Genomic DNA, 22,193 nt, shown 5'->3' with positions numbered 1-22,193 from the left:
TTTAAACTTTCAAACATTAATTATAGGATTAGATTTGCGCTTTCGCGGAAATGAAAATAGATTTTAAATGGCAAATAAAAGAGACAACCTAAAAAGAGTAATTGTAGATTTTAAAAAGCTAACACCAGAAATTTTAGCTTTATTAGTAGAAAGATATCCTGATGGTTATGATGATGACCAAGTAGTGTCTTTTAGAAATGCTAAAAACGAACTAATTGAAGCAATTGAAGTGACTACAGAAGACACCAAGTATTTGGTTAAAGTCAGTACAAAACTGGAAGTTACTATGGAGAATTATGACGAAGATGATTATGAAGACTTTGATGAAAGTGATCCAGAAGCAGTTCAAGATCCAGAAATTTCGGATGAAGATTTAGATTAAAAATAGACATCGCATGATTTTATTTTGTAATTTAATATCACATTTAAAATCAAGTATATGGAAACGTCATTTCACATGTCATTGCCATGTTTAAGTGTAACAAAAACGAAAGATTTTTACACAAAAAGCATTGGTGCTTCCTTAGGAAGAACGACTAAAAACTGGGTAGATATTAATTTGTTTCATCATCAATTAACGTTTATTAAAGCCGAAAAATTTCACTTTAATAATCCTAATTATGTGTTTGAAGGTAAAATCTTGCCATCTTTTCACTTTGGTGTTATTGTAGATATAGAAACGTGGGAACGTATTTATGCGAAACTAAATGCACAAAATTTAGAAGTAGTTACACAAGCCACTTTCTTGAAAGATAAACCCGGAGAACACGTATCCTTTTTTGTGAAAGACCCCAACGATTATATGTTAGAATTTAAAAGTTTTAAAGACTCAAAACAAATGTTTATCTCATAATGTACAAAGTTGTTGCTTATCAAGTAGCACACACTATCCACATAAAAGCTAGTAAACAGCAATTGCAATGGCAGTTGCTGTTTCAAGATAGTGACGAGCTGTATTATAAAAGCTCCGAAAACAAATTTATCTATATTTTTCAATACGGAATGGTTAGTTTTTTTAACATGAATGCTATAGAAATAGCAGCAGCGTTAGAAGAAATAAAACCTTTTTGTACTACTTATATTTCTGAAAAACTTTCCGAAGACATTCAAATAGAAGTACAAGAAAACGCATTGAAAGTAGAGTTTAATAAAGTGATTCTGCCAGCATTAAATGATGAAATGATTCGTTTAGTAATGCTAAATGCTTCACAGTCTGTAGCCTTAGATCGTTATGCAGATATTACCGAAGAATTACTTATTGAAACCCATGAACATACCAAATATCTCGAAAATAAAGGGAAGTTAGATATTTCAGGAAATACCTTAAAACGCTTTATTGGAAGAGTGCTGAATATTAAAAATAGGATTTCAGAAAATCTGTACATTTTTGATTCGCCAGATAGTACTTGGGAAAACGAACAGCTCAATAAGCTAAATCAAGAATTGAAAATTTCTTTCGATTTAAAAGATAGATATCGTTTAATTCATGACCGCATTGAAATTATTAAAGAAAACTTAGAGCTCTTTAAAGATATCATGGATCATAAAGAAAGTAGCCGATTAGAATGGATTATTATCATTCTTATTGTTATCGAAGTTGTCGATATGTTTATTGCTAAAATTTTCTTTTAATAGCATTTTAAACCTTTCGGAACTATTTTAAAAAGGAAACAAAATCAAACCTAATCCATACTTTTTCTGTGCAAAATTTATGGATTGTGTTTGATGGTGTTTTTAATATCGTTATATTTAGAAAGAAGCTTCCTTTTTTATTATTTCATTTTCTTTTTTATCCTTTAAGGACTTTTCGAATTCATTAGAAGAAATTTTTTTTACTTCTTCAATATTCAGTTCTCCTCTTAAATTGAAAGGTAAAAAATGTTCTATCAAAGATATTAATGCTAGTATTAATAACGAAGATTGAAAGAGTAAACTATTACTGATGAATTCTAATAGATTATTATCGCCGTAATAATTAATGATTAAAAAAGCACCCAGAAAAAGAACTAGTATAAATAACGCCAGCTTCTGATTTCTTTTTTGTTTAACTTTTTTTCTGTTCTTGTAATGTTTTCTTTTCATAATTTAAATATTTATTGGTTTATGAATTAAAAACTATTTATTTCTAGTATTGTTATTTTTATGATTTTTGGTAGTTCTATAGAACAGTTTTCTAAATGTCTTTATAGGTAGTAGGTATCAATATGATTTTAGTCCGTTTAATGCGAAACTACTTTCAGTCCAATAATGGAACAAATTAAAGTGCTAATAAAAAATATGCGAAGAAAACTCACCGGTTCTTTAAATACCAGAATACCAAGTAAAACGGTTCCAACGGCTCCAATTCCTGTCCAAACGGCATAGGCTGTTCCAATAGGTAAACTTTGTGTAGCCTTCATTAAAAGTCCCATACTAATGAACAGCGAAATGAAAAATCCGGTGTACCACAAATACATTTCATTACCTGTGGCATCTTTTGTTTTTCCTAAACAGAAAGCAAATGCAACTTCAAAAAGTCCAGCAATAATTAAGAATATCCAGTTCATTTTTTTTTTTTTTTTTTATTTTGAAAAAGCATTTAAAACTTCCATTGCTTTTTCGGTGTCTTTTTTATCGACAAAAATATGGTCATGGTAATAGGCTGCAACCACATTACAACTAATATTGTTTTTGGTTAAAGCACTAGCAAAAGCAGCTGTTAAACCTACTGCTTCTAATGAAGAATGTACGGTAAGTGTAATCCAAGAAGCAACAAAAGAGTAATCTAGATTTAGCTGGTCAGCAACTTCCTTTTTAGCAATAATGGTAGTGCTTTCTTCCTCTTTAAAAGTCATTACAACTAGGCTCCAATTTATTTGCTCCAAATTATCTGTTTTGCAAAATACATATTCACCAATATTGTGTTTCGGTTTCATGGATTTTAAAAGCGTGTCTAAGTTTGTTTCTCCGTTCATCTATTTTGTGCTTTTAGTTAGTCTTTGTAGTTCTTTTAAGGTAGCCTCTCCAACGCTATGTGCAGATTGTGGGTTTTGACCTGTTATCAATCTTTGGTCGGTTACCACGTGTTTAGTAAAAGGCGCAGATTTTTCAAAAATAGCACCACGAGCAATTAACGTATCTTCTAGTAAAAAAGGAACTACATCTTCTAGTTTTACTTTAACCTCTTCCTCATTAGTAAAGGCATTTACTTTTTTACCATCTACCAGATAAGAACCATTACTTAATTTAATATTTACAAGTCCGGCAGGTCCGTGACAAACAGCACTAACCACACCATTGTTTTCATAAATCTGCTTTGCAATCTCGGCAAGTTCTGTGTTTTCTGCAAAATCCCACATCGCTCCGTGACCTCCTGCATAATGAATGGCTATATAATCTTCCGGATTTACCTCCTTCGGTTTTTTTGTATTTTCAATTTTATTGCGATACACATCGTTATCCCAAAATTTCTTATTAATGGAATCCGTCATATCAAATGCATCTACGGGAGCTTTTCCACCTTTCGGACTCACAAAATCTATTTCATAACCAGCAGTGTGTAATACATTCCAAGGATGCGAAACTTCTCCTAGATAATATCCCGTTTTCTTTCCTGTATTTCCTTTTTCATTATGACTGGTAACTACAAATAATATCTTTTTTAATGCTTTGGCTTCCGTTTGTTCTGCTACTTTTTCATCCGCTTTTACAATTGAATTTTCTGATTTGTTTTTCGTATTACAGCTCATAAGAAGTGCCATAAATAAGAATAAAAAAATAGGTGTTTTAATGGTTTTCGTTTTTGACATATCTAAATATATTTTAAAAATTAATTTTTAGATTATTCGTATTCTTTAAAAGGGAAAACAATTTTTCAGCTATAAAGATAGAATAATGCAACAAGGCAAAATTCTTAAACATTAGGGAGAAACCATTTAACAAATGATAAAAAAAATCTTATTTTATTTCCGCTCTAATTCTACTTAAACTAACTTGGGTAATACCTAAATAGGAAGCAATGTGCTTTAGTTGCACACGTTGAATAATGCTAGGATGATTTTTAAGAAGGGCTATATATCTATCGGTTGCAGTATTAAACTGTAAAGCGATAAGTCGTTCTTCGGATTTAATAAGTTCAAATTCTGCAAATTTACGTCCCCAATTGGCAATGTGAATATCTTCTAAAAAAAGTGATTGAAGTTTGTCCGTTTTTAATTCGTAGAGTTCGCAATCTTCCAATAATGCTACATCTTCATATCCTTTTTTAGTATTGACATAACTTTGCATCGAAACAATAGGATCTCCTTCTTTGCCAAACCAGAAAGTAATTTCATTATCCTCGGAATAGGCGTAAGCTCTTACTATTCCTTTTTTGATAAAATAAATACTGGATTCGGTTTTGTTTGCTTTAAATAAAACATGTCCTTTTGGAAACTTTACTTCACTAATGTGGCTTTTTAAAACCTGTTTGGAAGTCTCTGGAAGTATATAAATCTGATCAAGAATTTTGTCTATTAGCATTTTGGGGGTTTGTTTTGTTAGCTCGGTTCTTCTTAAGTTTACAATTCATTAAATTTAAGCATAAATCAGCAAAGCAATTTCGTTTAAATCTCAAAAACCTATCTAGCATAGCTATAGTTCTGTTTTATTATAATAACAAAAGATATTGCAAGAAGGTATATTTTATTAGGTAAATTTATGGTGTAAGGGTTATTGCTTGGAATCATTATGCCAAACCAAAGTAAATACAAATTAAAGCAATGGTGTCAAAAAAACCGTGTACAGCAACAATAAACCACAAATCGTATTTACGTAAGTAGAATATCAAGGCTAAGAGCGCTCCAACAAAACCTGCAACCAGTTGCCCTGTAATTCCTTGATAACTATGCATAAAACCAAAAAAACAAGCAAATAGGACAATATTAAGTACAATACTAACTTTACTTTCTCCAAAGAATTTTACAAATTGTCGCATAAAATAACCGCGAAAGATAATTTCTTCTCCAAATCCCGCAGTAGCCCACACTACTAATAAAGCAATTAAACAGGCTGGAAGATTTCCTTTTAATTGATCAAAACTTGAATAATCTATAGGAACTCCTGTGAGTTTTGTAATTCCAGGAACCACTGCAAAGACATAAAAACTAAAGAGCCCTAGTGCAACTAGTGGAGCAAGTACGAGGATGTTTTTGAATGTGAATTTTTCAGATTTAAATCCAAGTGCTGAAAATGGTTTTCCTTTGTATTCTATATAATTCGCTATAATGATTAATATAGAGATAATGATATTTTCTATATAATTTATACGGATTGGTCCGAACCATATAAAGCAGATGGTTGTAAAAGTAATTAATGGAATTAATGTTTGTTGTAAGGTGATTTTTTTCATTGTTTTTTGATTTTTATTTCTAAGCGAAATAATGAACAAAATTTCTGAAAACCCTTTTAAATACTTATGTTTTTACTGAATGGTTATAAATTTATGTCTGAATAGTCGGTAGTTTTTGACTTCTTTTATTGAATCCAACTCATAAATGCTTTTCGCTTGTAACGACTGATATTGATTTCAGCAATCGCATTGTTTTCAATGGAAGCTTTTAACCGAATAATTAACTTGCCATTTTCAATCTTTTCAATTTGGTCTACAGCATCTTTGTGAATGATAATTTGCCGATTCGCTCTAAAAAATAATTGATCGTTTATTTTTTCTTCGAGCTCATTCAGTGTAAAATCGGTGTTAATTGTTGTGCCATCATTTTGAAGAGTATACACAATTTTGTTTTCGCTGTAAAAGCACGTAATATTTTCATAGGTAAGCTTGGTTATTTTTGCACCGCTTTCAATAGTAATTTCAGCATCTTTTATAGATAATTTATATAAACTGTATATGTCTTGTGCATACAATATACTTATGAAAATAAAACTCAATAATAAGGTGATTAGCAAGCCAATTAGTAAATAATAGAACACTGTCTGTCCTCCTGCAACTATATTTAAAATAATATTTACAGGAATATACATGATTGTAATATACCCCAGAGTTGAAATCATAAACCATAATATAGTAGCAAGCTCTATCTTTTTGGAAAAATACTTTTTCTTGTAAAACTTAAAATTAAGATTCGTTATAACTCCAATGAGAATAAATAAAACAATAGTTGACAGAAAACCTTCTATAGGGAATCTATACGATTCACTATCTAGAAAATTATCGTGCGTGGCTAAATGATTTACGGCTAATGAAAAAATCGTCAATACAACTGCTTTCTGAAACCAACGCCATGCAGAGCTACTGATAAATGTATGCCATACTGTTTTTAATGTATTCTTGGTTGGTTGTGTAATACTCATGAATTAGAAGCTCTTTTTTTAGTCAACCTATTTCTGGGCGATGTTTTTTTTGGCCATTGCGATTAACGGTCTTGTATAAGATTAACGGCGTGTTTCAAGCAACTAATTTAGCAAATGATTACGGACAAAAAAAGTCTGCGAGGACTTTCGCAAGTAGGCTATAAGCTAGTCATTAATTATAAACGTCTTAAGTTATTTATTTTTTCAATTCAGAATTTATCAATTTTAAAATTGCATCAACTTCTATGCTTAAAGGCTCATAGATTTGTCTGGTCGTCATTTCTGATGCCGATTTAAATACGATTAGATAGTTTAATAGCTTTATCGAATTAAACAACGATTTATTATTTACTGAATCTAAAGATGTTTCCCAATTAAAATCCGGACTACCTAACTCTGTAATTATTTTTTTGAAACTACCTGATTTTAGGATTTGCGTTGTAATGTCTTTTCTAAATTGGTTAACTTCATTTTCCTGTTGCTCATTTCGTTCTATCCAACTTCCAAATCCAGCAAGATGATGTTTTAATTCGATATTTTGAATAAGTTTTAATTCTCCTGAACTTAACATTTCAGAAAGCACACCTGAACTTTGAACAAAGTTTATTTCTCTTGCAAGGGCTCCAGATATGTTTATTGCAATTGTTCGTTCAGAAATTGTATCTAGAGTGCTAACTTTAAATGTCTGAATCACTTTTTTTGTACCTGTAATTATTTGGGCATTTAGAGCTATTACATTATTTAGTTCTTTTTTGTTTTCTTTAAATTCCTCTTTAAGTGCAATAAGATTTAATCTTTCGGCATTTCTTTCTTTGACTTTTATATTCCAATTATTGATTTGTAATGCAATCAAAATTCCAATCACGACAAGTACAATTTCGCCGATTGCATATTTAAAATATTTTCCAGTCTTACCTTCGGAAAGTAAGTTTTGTCTAATTTTTCTAAAAAACTTTATCATTAATTTATGTTTTTGTTTGTCTTAAGTCCGCAAGCGGCTATGGCAATCAAATGTCCACTGGACATTCGATTTTGTTTCACAAAATTTTGTTTCGATAATCTAAAGAATTTAATCATTGTTTAGCGATTTGTGGTAATGAAGCACAACCCAACGAGGGTTATGAGTTGTTTTGAACTGTAAGATATTGTAAATATCTGTAAGGTTAAAATAACTTATAACCAAGAGTTCTTGTTTAGTGCGAGCGTTGCATTAACCAGAACGTGTTCCTTTAGTTTGTAATAAATCTTACCTTTTTTAAAGAATCACTTTTAACAAATCGTAATAGGCTTTGGTAATATGCAAACCATTATGTCCTGCGTCTGTAATTGGATGCAGTGTTATGTTTTTAGGATTTAAAGCCTTTAGTTTTTTGGTGTTCGTTTCCGGATTTATTAAAAAATCTCGCGTACCATAACAGATATGTATCGGACATTTTACTGCTTTTACAAATTGATAAGAAGGTATATCATAACGCATTAAAAACTTAGGTACTGGAGGGGCAATCTCATCAGCAATTAAGGTTTGCCAAGAATAATAAGGTGCATTTAAGATCAGCATTTTCGGATTGTTTTTTGAGGCTACATAACTCGCCATTCCTGTGCCTAATGAAAATCCTAAAACCGTAATTTGGTCTTCGCTATAACGCATTTTTGTATACTCGTATACTTTTTGTGCATCTTGTAAAAGTGCATCGCTATTGCTATAATTACCATCGCTTTTTCCGTAATTTCTATAGTCAACAAAAAGCACATCGTAATTATTGTCTAAAAATAAATGTGCACGTTTCCCCCAATCATGTATCGCTCCTGCATTACCATGAAAATATAAAATAACACCTTTAGGTGCTTCGGCTTTAAAAAGAACAGCGTTTAAAAAAACATCCTTTTCTACTTCAATATTTATTTCTTCAAAAGGTTCTTTAAACTGAAAAACATAATCTTTTTCTAAGTGTTTCGGATTAAAAAAGAAGCGTTCTTGTTTAAAATATAAAAACACCAACGAGAAGAGATACAGTAATATCAACGCTACAACAGTTCGTTTAAGGCGTCTTAATGTTTTTTTGAAATTAATTTTCAATAGATTTTCTTTTTATTAGCTCATACAAAAATACACTAAAAACAATAAGATACTCTAATGCAATAATATATAGGTTTTCCGACTTGTCTGCTTTGTCAATTTGTATATATGCCAAGTAACTTAAAATGATAGCAAAACTCCAAACTAACGGAAATTTATAAGTCGTAAAAACAGATAGTATTAATAAGGTTGCTACATACCAAGGATGTATGGTTGTGCTTAAAAATAAGTAAAAGGCAAATGCAAATAGCATCGATTGTATGAGTTGTTTTGTACTGGTATTCTTTTTGAAAAACGCTAGGAATAAAACGAATAAGAGGACTAAAACAGGAAGGGTTTTGCCAATAATTGCAATTTCGTTATAGCCTCTAAACCAATAGCCAATTTCTCTAGCGATGTAATAAATACTGGCATTAAATTCAAAATTCTGAAACCATAAACCAACCGTTTGTGCATAGTTGTTTATAAATTCGGAAGAATAAAAAGGAAGAAATAGAAGTAGTGTAGTAAAACCAACAATACTATAAAATGTTATTAATCTTGTCATGCTGAGCGCAGTCGAAGCACCTGTGTCTTCTGAAGATTTTTCCGTTTCACTAGAAAGAACCATCGGTTTCCTGAAATATTTAAATAACAAAGGCAAAAACAACAATGGAATTAGTTTCACCGAAATCGAACATGCAAAAACTACAGCTGCTTGTTTCCATTTTCCAATATGCAGTAGATATAAACTCCAAACTAAAAAGAAAATCATAACACCTTCAAAATGTAAATTCCCCGTAAGCTCAATAATAATAAAAGGATTTAAAATGTACCAGAAAATATTTTGTACTGGCAGTTTTAGTTTTTCAAGTAGCTTTTTTCCAAAGTAAAGGGTGCCAAAATCTGCAGCAATTATTAATAGTCTAAGGCCAACTGCAGAACTCAAAATGCTTTTTCCTGGAAACAGATTAGCAATAAAGAAACATAATTGGTTTATAGGTGGGTAGTTGGTAAAATGGCTCGCGTTTAAAGTCCCCATGCCATTATATAATTCGATTTGATTTGGGAAACCAGAAAGCATGCCCAAGCTCATTTGATAGTCTGGTGTTGTTAAATACGGATTAAACCCAATAGATAACATTTGTCCATCCCAAATAAAACGATAAAAGTCTTGTGATAAATTAGGAATGGCAAGAATAAATATAGCTCGAAATATAAAGGCAGTCCATGCTAAAAATTTAAAATTGTTTTTGTTAATACTAACCAGTTTGTAAAACAAAATAAACAAAGCAACATACAGTGTAATTAGCTTTATGTAATCTGTTCTTACTAAATTATAGGCAAAAGAATAGTAAAATAATATACATGCTAATACCAATAAAATAGAAGGTTTTCTGAGTTTTAAAAAAAAGGTGTTGTAAAGCATGGATCAAATATAAATATTATTTGTTTGTCGGCTATATAGGTTTAAAATTACTATAGTATTTAAAATAACAAGGAGTAAGTTTTTCTTTGCGCAAAACAGTTATTTATCTCATAATTAGGTGTTTATACGCTGTTTTGGTTTTTAAAAAATATGTAAGTTTGTTATATGCAGTAGATTACATTATGTATTTAATAAGCTGTACCTATTAAAAAAAACTAAAGATCATGAAACCAAATAATACTTTAATTGGCATTCTAATAGTCTTCTTCTTATTGTTTTTAATAACAAAAAATAAAAAAGCAACAGTAGCAGCATCTAGCTATAACGTTTTTGAATTGGAAGAAGTTGTGAAAAAAATAACCGACAATTTAGGCGTATATGAAGCTATTTGGCGTAATATAGGTGATAAAGGGGAATTGGATACCACCTACATAGCTAATGCGGAGGAAAGAACACCAGAAGACAGAATTGGCATTAAAAACTTTAAAGAAAACTATACCTATAATATAGTAGAATCTAAAAAGAAATCCTTCCAATTATTGGGTCTTTTAGACAAGTTGATGAAAAGATAAAATCTGAAAACTAAATATAATAGTAAAGAAACAATTACCATTATGAAAAACCAAAGCAATTTTTCTAAAAATGTATTCCTAATTCTATTCCTTTTCTCTATTGCTGTTAATATGCAAAGTTGCAAACAAGAGGAAAAAGAAATGATAGTAGAAAAAGAGATAATTGTTAAAACCGAAATGCCAGAATATTTTTTACTTCGACCAGAGGTTGAAAAAGCGTACGGATATTCGCATGCCGTAAAAATTGGAAATGCCATTAAAATTTCTGGAGCTGTAAGTATGGATGATCAAGGGAATCCTACAGCAGTTGGTGATTTAGGACAGCAGATGAAAAACTGTTATGCAGATTTAGAAAAAATATTAAAACATTATGGTTGCACTTTTGACGATGTCATTGTGGAAAATGTATTTACTACCAATATGGGTTTGTTTCTTGAAAATGCTGCCTACCAAAACGCTATTTATACCAAGCAATTTCCAACAGGTTCTTGGCTAGGAGTAAAAGAATTGGCAGTGCCAGAATTTATGATAGAGATTGAGTTAGAAGTGCATAAATCGGAATAAAGAATTCTGTAAACGATTTTTAGCCCTGTAACACGGTAAGTTCAATTAAACCTTTAAGAAAAATAAGTGTCCAAGATTAAAACACTTAAAATGATAAAACACTGGTTTTTATTCCTGCTTTTTTTAGGAACTCAAATATTCGCTCAAGAAAATAAGGAACATTTAACAGCTACAATCATTGGGTCTGGTTCGCCAAAGTTTAATACAGAACGGTCAGGGCCTTCCGTATTAATCGCTTATAAAAACACACAGATTTTAGTAGATATGGGAAATGGTACCCAAGCCAATTTGCATAAGAATAATACCAAGATTAAAAACATGGACGGTTTTCTTTTTACGCACCATCATTTAGATCATAACGAGGAATTTGCACCTATTTTTATTCAATCGCTCCTTGGCGGAAATCAAACGATTATTGCAGGACCAAAACAAACGACTTCCATTCTTGATAATATTTTGGAAAGTTATGAAGAAGACATTACCTACAGAATCTCAAAATCTGGAAGAACTTTAAAAGATGTTACTGCTAATTTCACGGCTAAAAACCTAACCGGAAACACCGCATTCTATATTGGTGATATTAAAATCACCTATGCACCAGTAAACCATACTATTGCTACGCTAGCCTATCGTTTTGATGCTGGAGATTCGTCTATTGTGATTTCTGGCGACTTAACGTATTCTAAATCTTTACCTGTTTTAGCTAAAAATGCCGATTACTTAATCATAGATTCTGGAGGTGCAATAGCGTTGGGTAAGAAAGGACATGCTGCCAATAATAAGAATAAAAGAAATGGTAATCAAACCAAGGAAAAAGCACACGTGAACCTAGCGGAAAGCTCACAAATGGCTAAAGAAGCGAATGTGAAAAATGTAGTGCTTACACATTTCAATTTCACAAATATCGATGAAGAAGCTACTACCTCTAAAATACGTAAGAATTATATTGGTAATGTTTTATATGCGAAAGATTTAATGGTTTTACCACAGGAAGAAGAGGTGCATAGTCATGACGGCGTATCGCACGCACATAACAAAGAACATCTACCAGAAATAAAAAATGCTTCCAAAGAAAAACTGTCCTTAACAAACAGGGTTTCTATAACCGAAGATGCAAAGAAGGATGTACGTATTATAAAATCGAATGCAATTCCAAACCATACCGTTGGTCAGTTTCCAACGCAAGGAAATCCGAATACAATCTCAGAACAAGACAAAGTGTATACTGTGGATTTAACTCCAGAATTAGCAAATAAGATTACCTATGTCTATGATTTAGGAATAGACCAAGGAAAACCCAACTATGTCTTTGGTGTTGCTATTAATGGTGTGAAATTTGAACCTTCAGCGAATGAATATTTTCGAAATAAAGATACGAATCAACCAAATTACGAATGGACTCTAGAACCTTTAAGTCCGGAAGTAAACTTAGGCGAAGATTACAATAATGCACACGTACAACCTAATGGCGAGTATCATTATCACGGAACACCAACGGGTTTGGTTGCTAATTTTGATGCTAATACAATGACTTTAGTTGGTTGGGCAGCAGATGGATTTCCAATGTATTATAAAATGGGTTATACCAATCCAATGGATGCAAATAGCGGCGTTATTCAATTAAAATCTAGTTACGGATTAAAGCAAGGGGAACGACCAGGAGATGGTGTTGCTGCACCTAACGGAACGTACTCTGGGAAATATGTACGAGATTATGAATTTCAACAGGATTCTGGAGATCTAGATGCATGTAACGGAAGAACAGGAGTGACACCAGAATTCCCAAAAGGAACCTATTACTATGTCGTGTCTGATGCATTTCCTTCTGCGAGTAGATGTTTTATGGGAACACCAAGTACCGATTTTAAAATTGGAGGCGGAAAAAAGCAAACACAGCAAGGTAGAAATCAACCAAAACAGGGACAACAAAAATCTAATGAAAATAGGTCTTCCAATACCGCTCCAAGTTTTACGAATATGCTTAAAAAAATGGATACCAATAAGGATGGTAAAATTTCAAGTTCAGAAGCCAAAGGGAAACTGAAAGAAAATTTCAAAAATAGAGATACGAACAACGATGGTTATATCACAGAAGACGAAATGACTAGAAGAAACCGCTAAACGAATTCTTATTTTCTATTCGTGCATTATGCTTTAGAAGTCAGTGACTTAAAAAACACAAATCCAAAACCTAGAAAAAGCATCAAGTGAAAAGGGAATAAACCAAAGTCTCCACCTTGATCACCAACTACAAATGCGCTATACATACCAAATGCAAAATACAGCATGAGGATGCCTTCTATAATCACATGTGCCGAAATGTTTTTCTTTAAGTATTTATTGCCTTTCCAGCTATCGGTAACTTTATTAATATTAAATTTTGGTGTACGTACAAAATCGCTACGCTTACCAAAATGACCTTCTAAAACAGCAATAGAATTATGTAGGCTAAACCCCATTGCGATAGAGAAAAAGGTAAAGAAAAGTCCAATGTATTGTATAAAATTCTTTAACGAACTACCATATATTTTTTTAAACATAAACCAGTAACAAACAAAGAAAATAAGCGTGCTTATTACAAAGAAACTCATCACATAAAAGTAGTTTTTTAAGTGGGCGTATTCGTTTTTAATATATAGCATTGGGATACTTAAAATAGCAACAATAAGTACATTTAAAAACATGGTAGAGTTTAATAAATGTAGTAAGCCGTGCATTTTTGTTTTTGCAGAAATGTTTTTGCTTTTAAGCACTTTAAACATCATTTTTCTAAAGTTTTCTGCACCTCCTTTGTTCCATCGAAACTGTTGGGATCGTGCAGCACTAATTACCACTGGTAATTCTGCAGGAGTTTCTACATCTTCTAAGTATTTAAATTTCCAGTTTTTAAGTTGTGCTCTGTAGCTTAAATCTAAATCTTCGGTTAGCGTATCTCCTTCCCAGTTTCCTGCGTCAAGAATACATGCTTTTCGCCAAACACCTGCGGTACCATTAAAGTTAATAAAGTGCCCTTTACTATTTCTTCCAACTTGTTCTAAGGTGAAATGTGCATCTAAAGCAAAAGCTTGAATTTTTGTTAGCGTAGAGTAGTTTCTATTGATATGTGCCCAACGGGTTTGTACCACGCCAATTTGTTGGTCTTTAAAATGCGGAATGGTTTGTAGTAACCAGTTTTTATTAGGAAGGAAATCGGCATCAAAAATGGCTATATATTCTCCTTTTGCAATTTTTAAACCTTCTTTTAAAGCTCCAGCTTTGAAGCCTTCTCTGTTAGATCTACAAATATGAATGATATCTAAACCTTGTGCTTTTATTTTTTCAATTTGAGCAGCTGTAGTTGCAACGGTTTCATCTGTAGAGTCGTCTAAAACCTGAATTTCTAACTTGTCTTTTGGGTATTCTATTTTTGCAATATTATCTAGCAAACGCTCCATAACATACAACTCGTTATACACCGGAAGTTGTATGGTTACGTAAGGAATTTCGTCTGGATTATTAAAGTCTAATTGCGGCGAATTATCTTCCTTCTTTTGTGCAGAAATATAATTGAACAACAGATTAAGTTGTGCTATTGCATAAAAGAAAATAAGCAACAATGCAATCGAATAGATAATGATGATTGTGGTTTCTAAAATCATTTTTTAAAGCTGTATTTAAAAATCCATCCAAGGATTTTAATTCCTGCAAAAACGCTTCCTTTTACAGTTCCTGATACTTTAGAAACCCCAATTCGGTTTCTGTAGTTTACAGGTATTTCTATATATGTTAATTTTTGTTTTAAAGCTTTTAGTTGCATTTCTACAGTCCAACCATAGGTTTTGTCTTCCATTTTTAAAGCTAAAAGTTTGTCGTATTTAATGGCTCTAAATGGTCCGAGGTCTGTGAATTTTGCACCAAAAAAGACTTTCATTAAAAAGGTTGCTAGCCAATTACCAAAAACTTGTTGTGGTGTCATAGAACCTAATTCTCGAAGTTCTTTCACTCGTGCTCCAACTACAAAATCGGTGTTATTATCAATAATTGGTGCTACTATTTTAGTTAATTCCTCTGGGAAATCGCTATAATCGCCATCCAGAAAAACAACAATATCTGGTTGACTTTCTTGTTTTGAAATGTAATCCATTCCTTTTAAACAAGCGTATCCATAGCCTTTTCTGTTTTCGGTTAAAACGGTTGCTCCAGCATTTTTTGCATTCGCTTCTGTAGCATCAGTAGAGTTATTACTAACCACAATAACTTCATCTACCGTTTTAGGAATGTCATGAATAACATTCGCAATAGAGTCTTGTTCGTTATAAGCAGGTATTATTACTTTTATTTTGGGCATTTACTTAAGATCACTTAATTTATTTTCTCTTTTAAAAGTGGCCAAATCAGTCCACGTTTTAATTTTTTTTCCTTCTGAAAATTTACTCGCAGCAACTAGCTTCTCGTTTTTATACATCAAGCAATAGCCGTTTTTTTGATTGTCTTTTAATTGACACCTATGATTCACTTTTTCCATGTTATCATAAAACAACCACCAATCTGCTTTTTTTCCGTTCACATAATGACCTTCTTTTTCTTTAGTGCCATTGGTTTTGAAAAAGGTCCAATAGTTGGTTTCTATTCCATCTTTGAAATACCCCGTTTTCTTTTGTTTTCCGTTATCGAAATAATAAATCCAAAAGCCATCTTCTTGTCCGTTTTTAAAAAGACCTTCCGATTTTAGAGTGCCATTTTGGTAATAGTTTTTCCAATATGCTGTTGGTTTTCCGTGTGCAAAGTTACCTTCTTTTTTTAGTATACCATTAAAATGATAGAATTTCCAATAATTATTAAAAAGGCCTTTGCTATAATTCCCCTTCTGCATTAGGTTTCCATTGGTGTGATAGCTTTCCCAACAACCAGTTTCTAAGCCGTTTTCATAATTACCAAACTTGTTTCGGGTCTTGTCTTGATAGAAGTACGTCCAAAAGCCAGATTGTTTTCCATTCACAAAGTGACCTTCGGCTTCTAGGTTTTTATTTTCGAAATAAAATTTCCAAAAGCCATCTTCTTGATCTTCATTAAATACGCCTGCTTTTTCTATGTTTCCGTTTGGGTGATAGAATTTCCAATATTCGATTTTAAGGTTGTTTTCTGTCCAGCCTTCCGCTTTTATTGTACCATTGTTATAATATGTTTTGGAGTAGGTTTTTTCCGCGAAAGCGTTATAACTCACCAGCAATATTAATATAAATAGTATTTTTTTCATTTAAAGTTTAATCTGAATCAGGTATCGATACAGGAACTTAATTTTTATTTAATAAGTCCATAAGGTCTACATCGTTTCCTAATAATACTTCAGTCGGATTAATTCTTCCATCCATACTATCATTCTCTAATTTTAATACACCTCTTGGGCAAACCGCGCTACAAACACCGCAACCAACGCAACTAGAACGTACAATATTTTCTCCTTTTTGCGCATAAGCACGTACATCAATTCCCATTTCACAACTGTTAGAACAATTCCCACAGGAGATACATTGTCCGCCATTGGTTGTAATTCTAAATCTAGAAAATAAACGTTGTTGGATTCCCATAATAGTTGCCATTGGACAACCCATTCTACACCAAGTTCTATTTCCTAAAATAGGATAGAATCCAGTACCAATAACTCCAGAAAATATAGAACCAATTCCGAAACCATAAAAGCTTCGTAATGCGCTATCAAAATTATAGGTGTTTTGGTTTAAACCGAAAGAAAAATAACTAGCATTAATTTTTATCTGACTTAAGTCGAAGAAAGAAAAGAATACCAAGAAAGCAATGGTTAAAATATAAAAACCAATAGCTCCTTTAAAGGCACTTTTGTTTAATTCTTCTCTTTTATAATACAGTATTCCTGCAAGTAAAACCGTTAAGAATACACCAATACTAATTAGGAATACGCTTTTTGTAAACCAGTATTTTTCTGAATCATAACCTAAATAAGTAGATATTACAGCTACTGTTGTTACTACCGAAAATACAAGGACAGAATTAATCATCCATCTTTCAAATTTCCATGCTTTTGTACCTTTATCACTTAAGTGTCTAAAGGCATCTCCTGCAGTTTCTGCCAATCCACCACAACCACATACCCAAGAACAATACCAACGTTTACCGTATTTGTACGTTAAGAATGGGGAAATAACAAAAATCATTACCACACCTAAGATTAAGAAAAATAACCCAACAGTTTGTGCATTGATAAATTGATCTACTCGCCATTGATCGAAAGCATAGTAGTTTAAAGGCCACATATTTTTAAGGTCGTTATATGGTAGTGAGAAGTCGTCTGAATTTAAACGCGCCATTAATTCTGGAATCACAAAGGCAAATGCCGTTTGAAAAAACATTACCGATGCGGTACGTAATTGCTGGTAGCGGTTGTGTCTATATTTTAACATGAACTTATACCCAAAGGCTAAAATAGCGACGGTATATAAGGTTCCGTAAACAAACCACTGACTAGCGTTATTACCGCTTAGTAGGTTACTTAGCGGATCGAAAAGTGCAACTAAACCAGTATTTGCAGCACCATCAACTCCTAATCCCAAGTATTTAGGAAAGAAATAAAGTACGATGTAAAATGTCGTTAAAAAAACACCTAATGCCCAACCAAGAACACCTCGTGAGGATATGGATTTAAACCAAGCACCATCATTTTTTATACCTTCTAATTTGGTGAGATACGCTTCTCGAGAGTATACAACGGTTCCGCTAATAACCAAACCTAAGGATATGGCTAAGAAAACCGCTCTATTAGGAAAGTCTACATTAAATACAGCGAGAAGTAGTATAAATAATCCAACCAAACCAGCAGCTAAGGCTATTTTTTGTTTTGTAGTTATATTTAAGGCATCTGGTGTTGCCAAAGACATACTGTGATCTATTTTATTGCTCATTATTTTAGGGTTATGCTGTTTGTAATTTGTTATTGTAAGCAGCTAGAATGTCTTTTTCAAAATGCTTGTAAAATTCTGGATCAAAGTTCGCTTCCGGTAGATTTTTCATTACATAATCTACATCGCGCTTTTCGGTTAGCCAACGGTCAAATATTTCATGACGCATTCTAATTCCGAAGGTATTTATACCTAAAAAAGTATTATTTGTAGTGTCATAACACACGGTAATACATTTGGTATCATCTTCGTGTTTCCAATGAAAATGTGCTTCGTTTTCTCTTGGTTTTGCATATACCCAACCATAGGTTTGGTATTCGATATCTAAGAATTTAGCAGAGTTAAACCAATGTCCGGGTTTGTATTCTATTCTATTACCACAAATGGTTTGCGCTAAAGTTTCTCCCATCATTCTTCCAGTATACCAAACAGCTTCAATAGGTCTGCGTTCTCCAATACCACTATCGCGTTGCTCGGCACAATCGCCAATTGCATAAACATCTGGAATATTGGTTTCTAAATGTCTGTTGACTAAAACACCTCTATTTATTTCAATAGTAGAAGATTTAAGGAAATCAATATTTGGCGAAACACCTGCAGTTAATCCAACAACATTACAGTCTATTTCTTCTTCAGTTTCGGTAATAACGATGGATTTCACTTTGCCGTTTTCATCTGATTTAATTTCCTTTAAATTAAAACCTAAACGTAAATCGATATGGTGATTTTTTATATGTCTATTAATCATCGCGCTTTCTCCTTCCGGTAAAACACCATTCCAAAAACTATTTTCTCTAACTAAAAAAGTTACGGGAATACTTCTAGAGTTTAGCATTTCGGCTAATTCAATTCCTATTAATCCGCCACCAACAATAACCGCACGTTTACAGGTTTTGTTATCTGGTGCATTACGCTCTATACTATCTAAATCTTGTTTGCTATATAAACCTTGTGCACCTTCTAAATCTTGTCCTGGCCAACCAAATTTGTTAGGTTTACTTCCAGTCGCAATTACTAATTTGTCGTATTGTAAGCTATCGCCTTCTGCAAATTGTAGTGTTTTAGATGCGGTGTCTATAGATTTTACAAAACCTTTTTTTAATTCGATGTTGTTTTTTTTCCAAAACGAATTCTCATAAGGTTGTGTATGCTCAAACTTCATGTGTCCCATGTATATGTACATTAGTGCAGTACGCGAGAAAAAGTAATCTGTTTCGGCAGAGACGATAGTGATCTTTTTATTGGAGTTTTTTCGAATATGTCGGGCTACTGTCACGCCGGAAATACCATTTCCTATAATAACTACATGTTCCATATTTTAGTTTGGTTTTTTTATTCTATTGTGATTAGGTCGTGATACAAGATAAAAACTTAATCTGAAGGAGGTATTTAGAATAGATATAAACTACGTGGCTTTGTAAGGTTTTTTCAAGCAAGGAGACGAGAGTTTTTTTAATATTTTTTTGAAAGTTTCTAGATGTGTTTTAGACTGAAGCGAAAGTTATACCGATTTGGATATTCGTTTTATCTGCATTTTTTCGGAATAATAGAAAGGAATTAAAACATATTAAAATGAAAAAAATAATACTAGTAGCATTAATTTTATTGGGAGGTCTTTCCGCGAAAGCGCAAAACTTAGAAACCTTTTTTACACAAGCGGATGCTTTTTTTAAAGCAAATGTTTTAAACGGAAGCGTTGCCTATGATGCGATAAAAAAAGATACCAAATCTTTAGATGCCGTTTTAAAAATAGCGGAAGGAATAACGGTTTCTAAAAGTGATGCCGCAAATTACCAAGCCTTTTGGATAAACGCTTATAATTTATCGGTAATTAAAGGATTGGTGGATAACTATCCAACAAAATCACCATTAGATGATAGTGGTTTTTTCGATAAGACATTGCATCATGTAGCGGGTAAAAAAGTATCCTTAAACGATATAGAAAACAAGTTGCTACGCGCAGAATTTAAAGATCCTCGATTTCACTTTGTATTAGTTTGTGGCGCTGTTGGTTGTCCGCCATTAATTAGTAAAGCATACGTGCCAACTACTTTAGAAGCGCAATTACAAAAGCAAACGCAATTGGCTTTAAATGGGGATTATTTTATTAAAGTAAATGCGAAAAATAAAAGTGTTGCTGGTTCTAAAATATTAGAATGGTATAAAGAAGATTTTACGAAGAATGGTAAAACAGAAATAGAATATATAAATACTATTAGAACCGAAAAAATACCAACCGATTATAAGCTAACGTATTTTGAATACAACTGGAAAATAAACAAACAATAACTAACTAAGAATAAAACGAAATCCTAAAAATGAAAAAAGTAATCGTATTAGCAGTCGCATTAGCAATAAGCTTTGTTGGATTTGCACAAGAAGAAAAAGAGCCAGCAAGGAGTAATGTTCAAGAGTTTACACCAAGTAAATTGTTAAATAAAGGGCAATGGGATATTAAATTTTTTAATAGCCTGTATACACAAACAAAAACAACAGGAGCAGGAACAGGGAAATCTTTTGATATTGATAGAGAGAATTTTTTCACCAATACCACTGAGATTTATACTGGAGTTAGTAAAAATGCGAGAATTAATGTTGGTTTGATTATTCAGGTAAGAGCGAATAATTTTGGCGGACAAGATGCTTTTAGTGTTTTTGATTTTGAAAACAATGGTGTAGATTCTAGAAGTGGTTTAACTACTATAGCGCCTTCTATTAGAGTACAACCTTTTGCAAGTGTGCCTAATTTCTCTTTTACAAGTTCGGTATATTTACCAATCTTTAAAGACAAAGATGTTCCTGCGTATTTAGATAAGAGAAGTACATTTTGGGAAACAAAATTTTTCTACGATAAAACGTTTGGTGGTGGCGATTGGCAAATATTTACCGAGGCCGATTTTGGATTCAATTTTGGCGAATCGACTTCAGATGCTATTGCAAGTGGAGATGCTGTTAATGTAGGAGAACGTTTTGCAAATAACAGTATGTTTCTTCCAGTAAGTGCTTTTTTAAGTTATTTTCCGTCATCTAAGTCTACCTTGTTTGTAAATGCACAACAAGCATTTTTAATTGATTTAGGAAATGACTTTGAACAAAATTACACGCAATTAGGTTTTGGAGGTAAATACCAATTGACCCAAGTATTAAATTTGGAAGCTTCTTATGGTAAAATTGTAAGAGGTAATAATTTTCAAGGATTAGGAAGTACTTTTAGTTTAGGACTTAGAGCATTACTATAAAAATAGAAACCTTTTTTTAAAGTGTTTAGAAAAAGATCCCGCTGTATTAGCGGGATCTTTTTCTTATATTTCGTGAATAATTAAATCGTATGAAATACATAAAGCTTCTTTTTATAACTATAATCTGCACGTTGCAATCCTGCTCATCACAAACAAAAATTAATGGTGTAAGTTTTGTAGCTTCCAGAACTGCTGTAACAGAAGAACATGTAAATCCGGTAATAGAAATAAATGCCAACTTTGCCGCAGTAATGCCTTTTGGATTTATTAAAGAATTGAAACATCCAGAAGTTGTTTACAATACCAAGAGACAATGGTATGGCGAAAGTCGAGTAGGAGTCGAGCAATATGCAAAAAGCTTAGAAGCGAAAGGCATAAAAATAATGATTAAACCGCAAATTTGGGTTTCCCGAGGGCAATTTACGGGTTATATAAAAATGGAAACCGAAGCCGATTGGCAAACATTAGAAACTTCGTATTCTAGTTTTATTTTAGAGTATGCTAAATTAGCTCAAGAAATTAATGCCGATATCTTTTGTATTGGTACCGAATTAGAACAATTTGTAACCAACAGACCAGCATATTGGAATGGGTTAATTGTAGAAATAAGAAAAGTGTACAAAGGAAAACTTACCTACGCCGCAAATTGGGATGAGTTTAAAAGAACGCCTTTTTGGAGTGCACTAGACTTTATTGGCGTAGATGCTTATTTTCCAGTTAGTGAAAGTAAAACACCAACGGTAGCAGAATGTTTGGAAGGTTGGAAAATGCATAAATCCGTAATAAAAGAGATTTCAGATAGATATAAAAAACCAATTTTATTTACAGAGTTTGGTTATAGAAGTGTTGATTACGCAGGAAAAGAACCTTGGAACTCCGAAAGAGGTTTGGATGTTGTAAACTTGGAAGCACAGAATAATACAACCAAAGCCCTATTTGATGCTTTTTGGAAAGAAGATTGGTTTGCAGGAGGATTTGTATGGAAATGGTTTCACGATCATGCCAATGTTGGCGGAGAAAAAAACAATAGGTTTACACCACAGAATAAGCCTGTAGAAAAAATAATTAAAGCATATTTTCAAGCCTAAAAAA

Annotated in this window: 24 protein-coding genes; 9 read left to right on the top strand and 15 right to left on the bottom strand. The window is 32.5% G+C overall.

Features of this window, described 5'->3' with window-relative positions; translation table 11 throughout:
• Positions 1-67 precede the first annotated feature (67 nt).
• The 3 genes from AMD28_RS02730 to AMD28_RS02720 are packed head-to-tail and all read left to right on the top strand — an operon-like array spanning position 68 to position 1,632.
• The gene (locus tag AMD28_RS02730; protein ID WP_055442629.1) at positions 68-382 is read left to right on the top strand and encodes a hypothetical protein; all 315 of its coding nucleotides are present in this window, start codon (positions 68-70) and stop codon (positions 380-382) included.
• A 57-nt stretch (positions 383-439) separates the two neighbouring features.
• The gene (locus AMD28_RS02725; RefSeq protein ID WP_055442628.1) at positions 440-853 is read left to right on the top strand and encodes a VOC family protein; all 414 of its coding nucleotides are present in this window, start codon (positions 440-442) and stop codon (positions 851-853) included.
• Complete coding sequence (locus AMD28_RS02720) at positions 853-1,632, top strand: RMD1 family protein (RefSeq protein ID WP_055442627.1); 780 nt, start codon at positions 853-855, stop codon at positions 1,630-1,632. Before AMD28_RS02725 ends, AMD28_RS02720 begins: the two co-directional genes overlap by 1 nt.
• 117 nt (positions 1,633-1,749) lie before the next feature.
• Here the strand turns inward: AMD28_RS02720 and AMD28_RS02715 are convergent, their stop codons facing one another.
• The 10 genes from AMD28_RS02715 to AMD28_RS02670 all read right to left on the bottom strand — a co-directional run bounded on the left by AMD28_RS02715 (position 1,750) and on the right by AMD28_RS02670 (position 9,815).
• Positions 1,750-2,082 (bottom strand): hypothetical protein, encoded by a 333-nt coding sequence (locus AMD28_RS02715; protein ID WP_055442626.1) that lies wholly within the window; start codon positions 2,080-2,082, stop codon positions 1,750-1,752.
• Between the two features lie 137 nt (positions 2,083-2,219).
• Positions 2,220-2,546 carry a DMT family transporter gene (locus tag AMD28_RS02710; RefSeq protein ID WP_055442625.1) on the bottom strand — a complete coding sequence of 109 codons (327 nt, stop codon included), beginning with the start codon at positions 2,544-2,546 and terminating at the stop codon, positions 2,220-2,222.
• A 15-nt stretch (positions 2,547-2,561) separates the two neighbouring features.
• The gene (locus tag AMD28_RS02705; protein WP_055442624.1) at positions 2,562-2,954 is read right to left on the bottom strand and encodes an ACT domain-containing protein; all 393 of its coding nucleotides are present in this window, start codon (positions 2,952-2,954) and stop codon (positions 2,562-2,564) included.
• Entirely contained in the window at positions 2,955-3,788 is an 834-nt protein-coding gene (locus AMD28_RS02700; protein ID WP_241492424.1) for a type 1 glutamine amidotransferase domain-containing protein, read from the bottom strand. It lies immediately after the preceding gene.
• A gap of 148 nt (positions 3,789-3,936) precedes the next feature.
• Entirely contained in the window at positions 3,937-4,500 is a 564-nt protein-coding gene (locus AMD28_RS02695) for a Crp/Fnr family transcriptional regulator (RefSeq protein WP_055442623.1), read from the bottom strand.
• Positions 4,501-4,705: 205 nt separating this feature from the next.
• Positions 4,706-5,368, bottom strand: a complete 663-nt coding sequence (locus AMD28_RS02690; RefSeq protein ID WP_055442622.1) for a CPBP family intramembrane glutamic endopeptidase — start codon at positions 5,366-5,368, stop codon at positions 4,706-4,708.
• Positions 5,369-5,493: 125 nt separating this feature from the next.
• The gene (locus AMD28_RS02685) at positions 5,494-6,330 is read right to left on the bottom strand and encodes a LytR/AlgR family response regulator transcription factor (RefSeq protein ID WP_055442621.1); all 837 of its coding nucleotides are present in this window, start codon (positions 6,328-6,330) and stop codon (positions 5,494-5,496) included.
• A 196-nt stretch (positions 6,331-6,526) separates the two neighbouring features.
• Entirely contained in the window at positions 6,527-7,291 is a 765-nt protein-coding gene (locus AMD28_RS18665; RefSeq protein ID WP_055442620.1) for a DUF6090 family protein, read from the bottom strand.
• A 294-nt stretch (positions 7,292-7,585) separates the two neighbouring features.
• Positions 7,586-8,407 carry an alpha/beta hydrolase gene (locus tag AMD28_RS02675; protein ID WP_055442619.1) on the bottom strand — a complete coding sequence of 274 codons (822 nt, stop codon included), beginning with the start codon at positions 8,405-8,407 and terminating at the stop codon, positions 7,586-7,588.
• Entirely contained in the window at positions 8,397-9,815 is a 1,419-nt protein-coding gene (locus tag AMD28_RS02670) for an MptA/MptB family glycosyltransferase (RefSeq protein WP_055442618.1), read from the bottom strand. The genes AMD28_RS02675 and AMD28_RS02670 overlap by 11 nt, the downstream gene beginning before the upstream one ends.
• A 224-nt stretch (positions 9,816-10,039) precedes the next feature.
• Between AMD28_RS02670 and AMD28_RS02665 the strand changes: the two genes are divergently transcribed.
• The 3 genes from AMD28_RS02665 (at position 10,040) to AMD28_RS02655 (ending at position 13,072) form a co-directional block, all read left to right on the top strand.
• On the top strand, positions 10,040-10,387 hold the full coding sequence (locus AMD28_RS02665) for a hypothetical protein (RefSeq protein WP_055442617.1): 348 nt from the start codon (positions 10,040-10,042) through the stop codon (positions 10,385-10,387).
• Positions 10,388-10,528: 141 nt separating this feature from the next.
• Positions 10,529-10,951, top strand: coding sequence for a RidA family protein (locus AMD28_RS02660; RefSeq protein WP_241492432.1), 423 nt, complete (start codon positions 10,529-10,531; stop codon positions 10,949-10,951).
• Positions 10,952-11,041: 90 nt separating this feature from the next.
• Positions 11,042-13,072, top strand: coding sequence for a YHYH protein (locus AMD28_RS02655; RefSeq protein ID WP_055442616.1), 2,031 nt, complete (start codon positions 11,042-11,044; stop codon positions 13,070-13,072).
• Positions 13,073-13,098: 26 nt separating this feature from the next.
• Here the strand turns inward: AMD28_RS02655 and AMD28_RS02650 are convergent, their stop codons facing one another.
• Genes AMD28_RS02650 through AMD28_RS02630 form a run of 5 tightly spaced genes read right to left on the bottom strand, consistent with a single transcriptional unit; the run spans position 13,099 to position 19,177 of the window.
• A complete protein-coding gene (locus AMD28_RS02650; RefSeq protein ID WP_055442615.1) occupies positions 13,099-14,589 on the bottom strand; it encodes a cellulose synthase family protein in 1,491 nt (496 codons plus the stop codon).
• Complete coding sequence (locus AMD28_RS02645; protein ID WP_055442614.1) at positions 14,586-15,278, bottom strand: glycosyltransferase family 2 protein; 693 nt, start codon at positions 15,276-15,278, stop codon at positions 14,586-14,588. Before AMD28_RS02645 ends, AMD28_RS02650 begins: the two co-directional genes overlap by 4 nt.
• A complete protein-coding gene (locus tag AMD28_RS18300) occupies positions 15,279-16,187 on the bottom strand; it encodes a toxin-antitoxin system YwqK family antitoxin (protein WP_083478221.1) in 909 nt (302 codons plus the stop codon).
• A gap of 37 nt (positions 16,188-16,224) precedes the next feature.
• On the bottom strand, positions 16,225-17,865 hold the full coding sequence (locus tag AMD28_RS02635) for a 4Fe-4S binding protein (RefSeq protein ID WP_055442613.1): 1,641 nt from the start codon (positions 17,863-17,865) through the stop codon (positions 16,225-16,227).
• 10 nt (positions 17,866-17,875) lie between these two features.
• Entirely contained in the window at positions 17,876-19,177 is a 1,302-nt protein-coding gene (locus tag AMD28_RS02630) for an NAD(P)/FAD-dependent oxidoreductase (RefSeq protein ID WP_055442612.1), read from the bottom strand.
• 257 nt (positions 19,178-19,434) lie between these two features.
• Here AMD28_RS02630 and AMD28_RS02625 point away from each other — a divergent pair, with 257 nt between their 5' ends.
• From AMD28_RS02625 to AMD28_RS02615, 3 genes are all read left to right on the top strand, one after another.
• A complete protein-coding gene (locus AMD28_RS02625) occupies positions 19,435-20,151 on the top strand; it encodes a DUF547 domain-containing protein (protein WP_055442611.1) in 717 nt (238 codons plus the stop codon).
• A 29-nt stretch (positions 20,152-20,180) separates the two neighbouring features.
• The gene (locus AMD28_RS02620; RefSeq protein WP_055442610.1) at positions 20,181-21,101 is read left to right on the top strand and encodes a hypothetical protein; all 921 of its coding nucleotides are present in this window, start codon (positions 20,181-20,183) and stop codon (positions 21,099-21,101) included.
• A gap of 89 nt (positions 21,102-21,190) precedes the next feature.
• Positions 21,191-22,189 carry a glycoside hydrolase family 113 gene (locus tag AMD28_RS02615; protein ID WP_055442609.1) on the top strand — a complete coding sequence of 333 codons (999 nt, stop codon included), beginning with the start codon at positions 21,191-21,193 and terminating at the stop codon, positions 22,187-22,189.
• The last annotated feature ends 4 nt before the right edge of the window (positions 22,190-22,193 follow it).

Origin of the sequence: Lacinutrix himadriensis, assembly GCF_001418105.1 — a bacterium.
GTDB lineage: Bacteria > Bacteroidota > Bacteroidia > Flavobacteriales > Flavobacteriaceae > Oceanihabitans > Oceanihabitans himadriense.
This window is presented reverse-complemented; position numbering and strand designations above follow the sequence as displayed.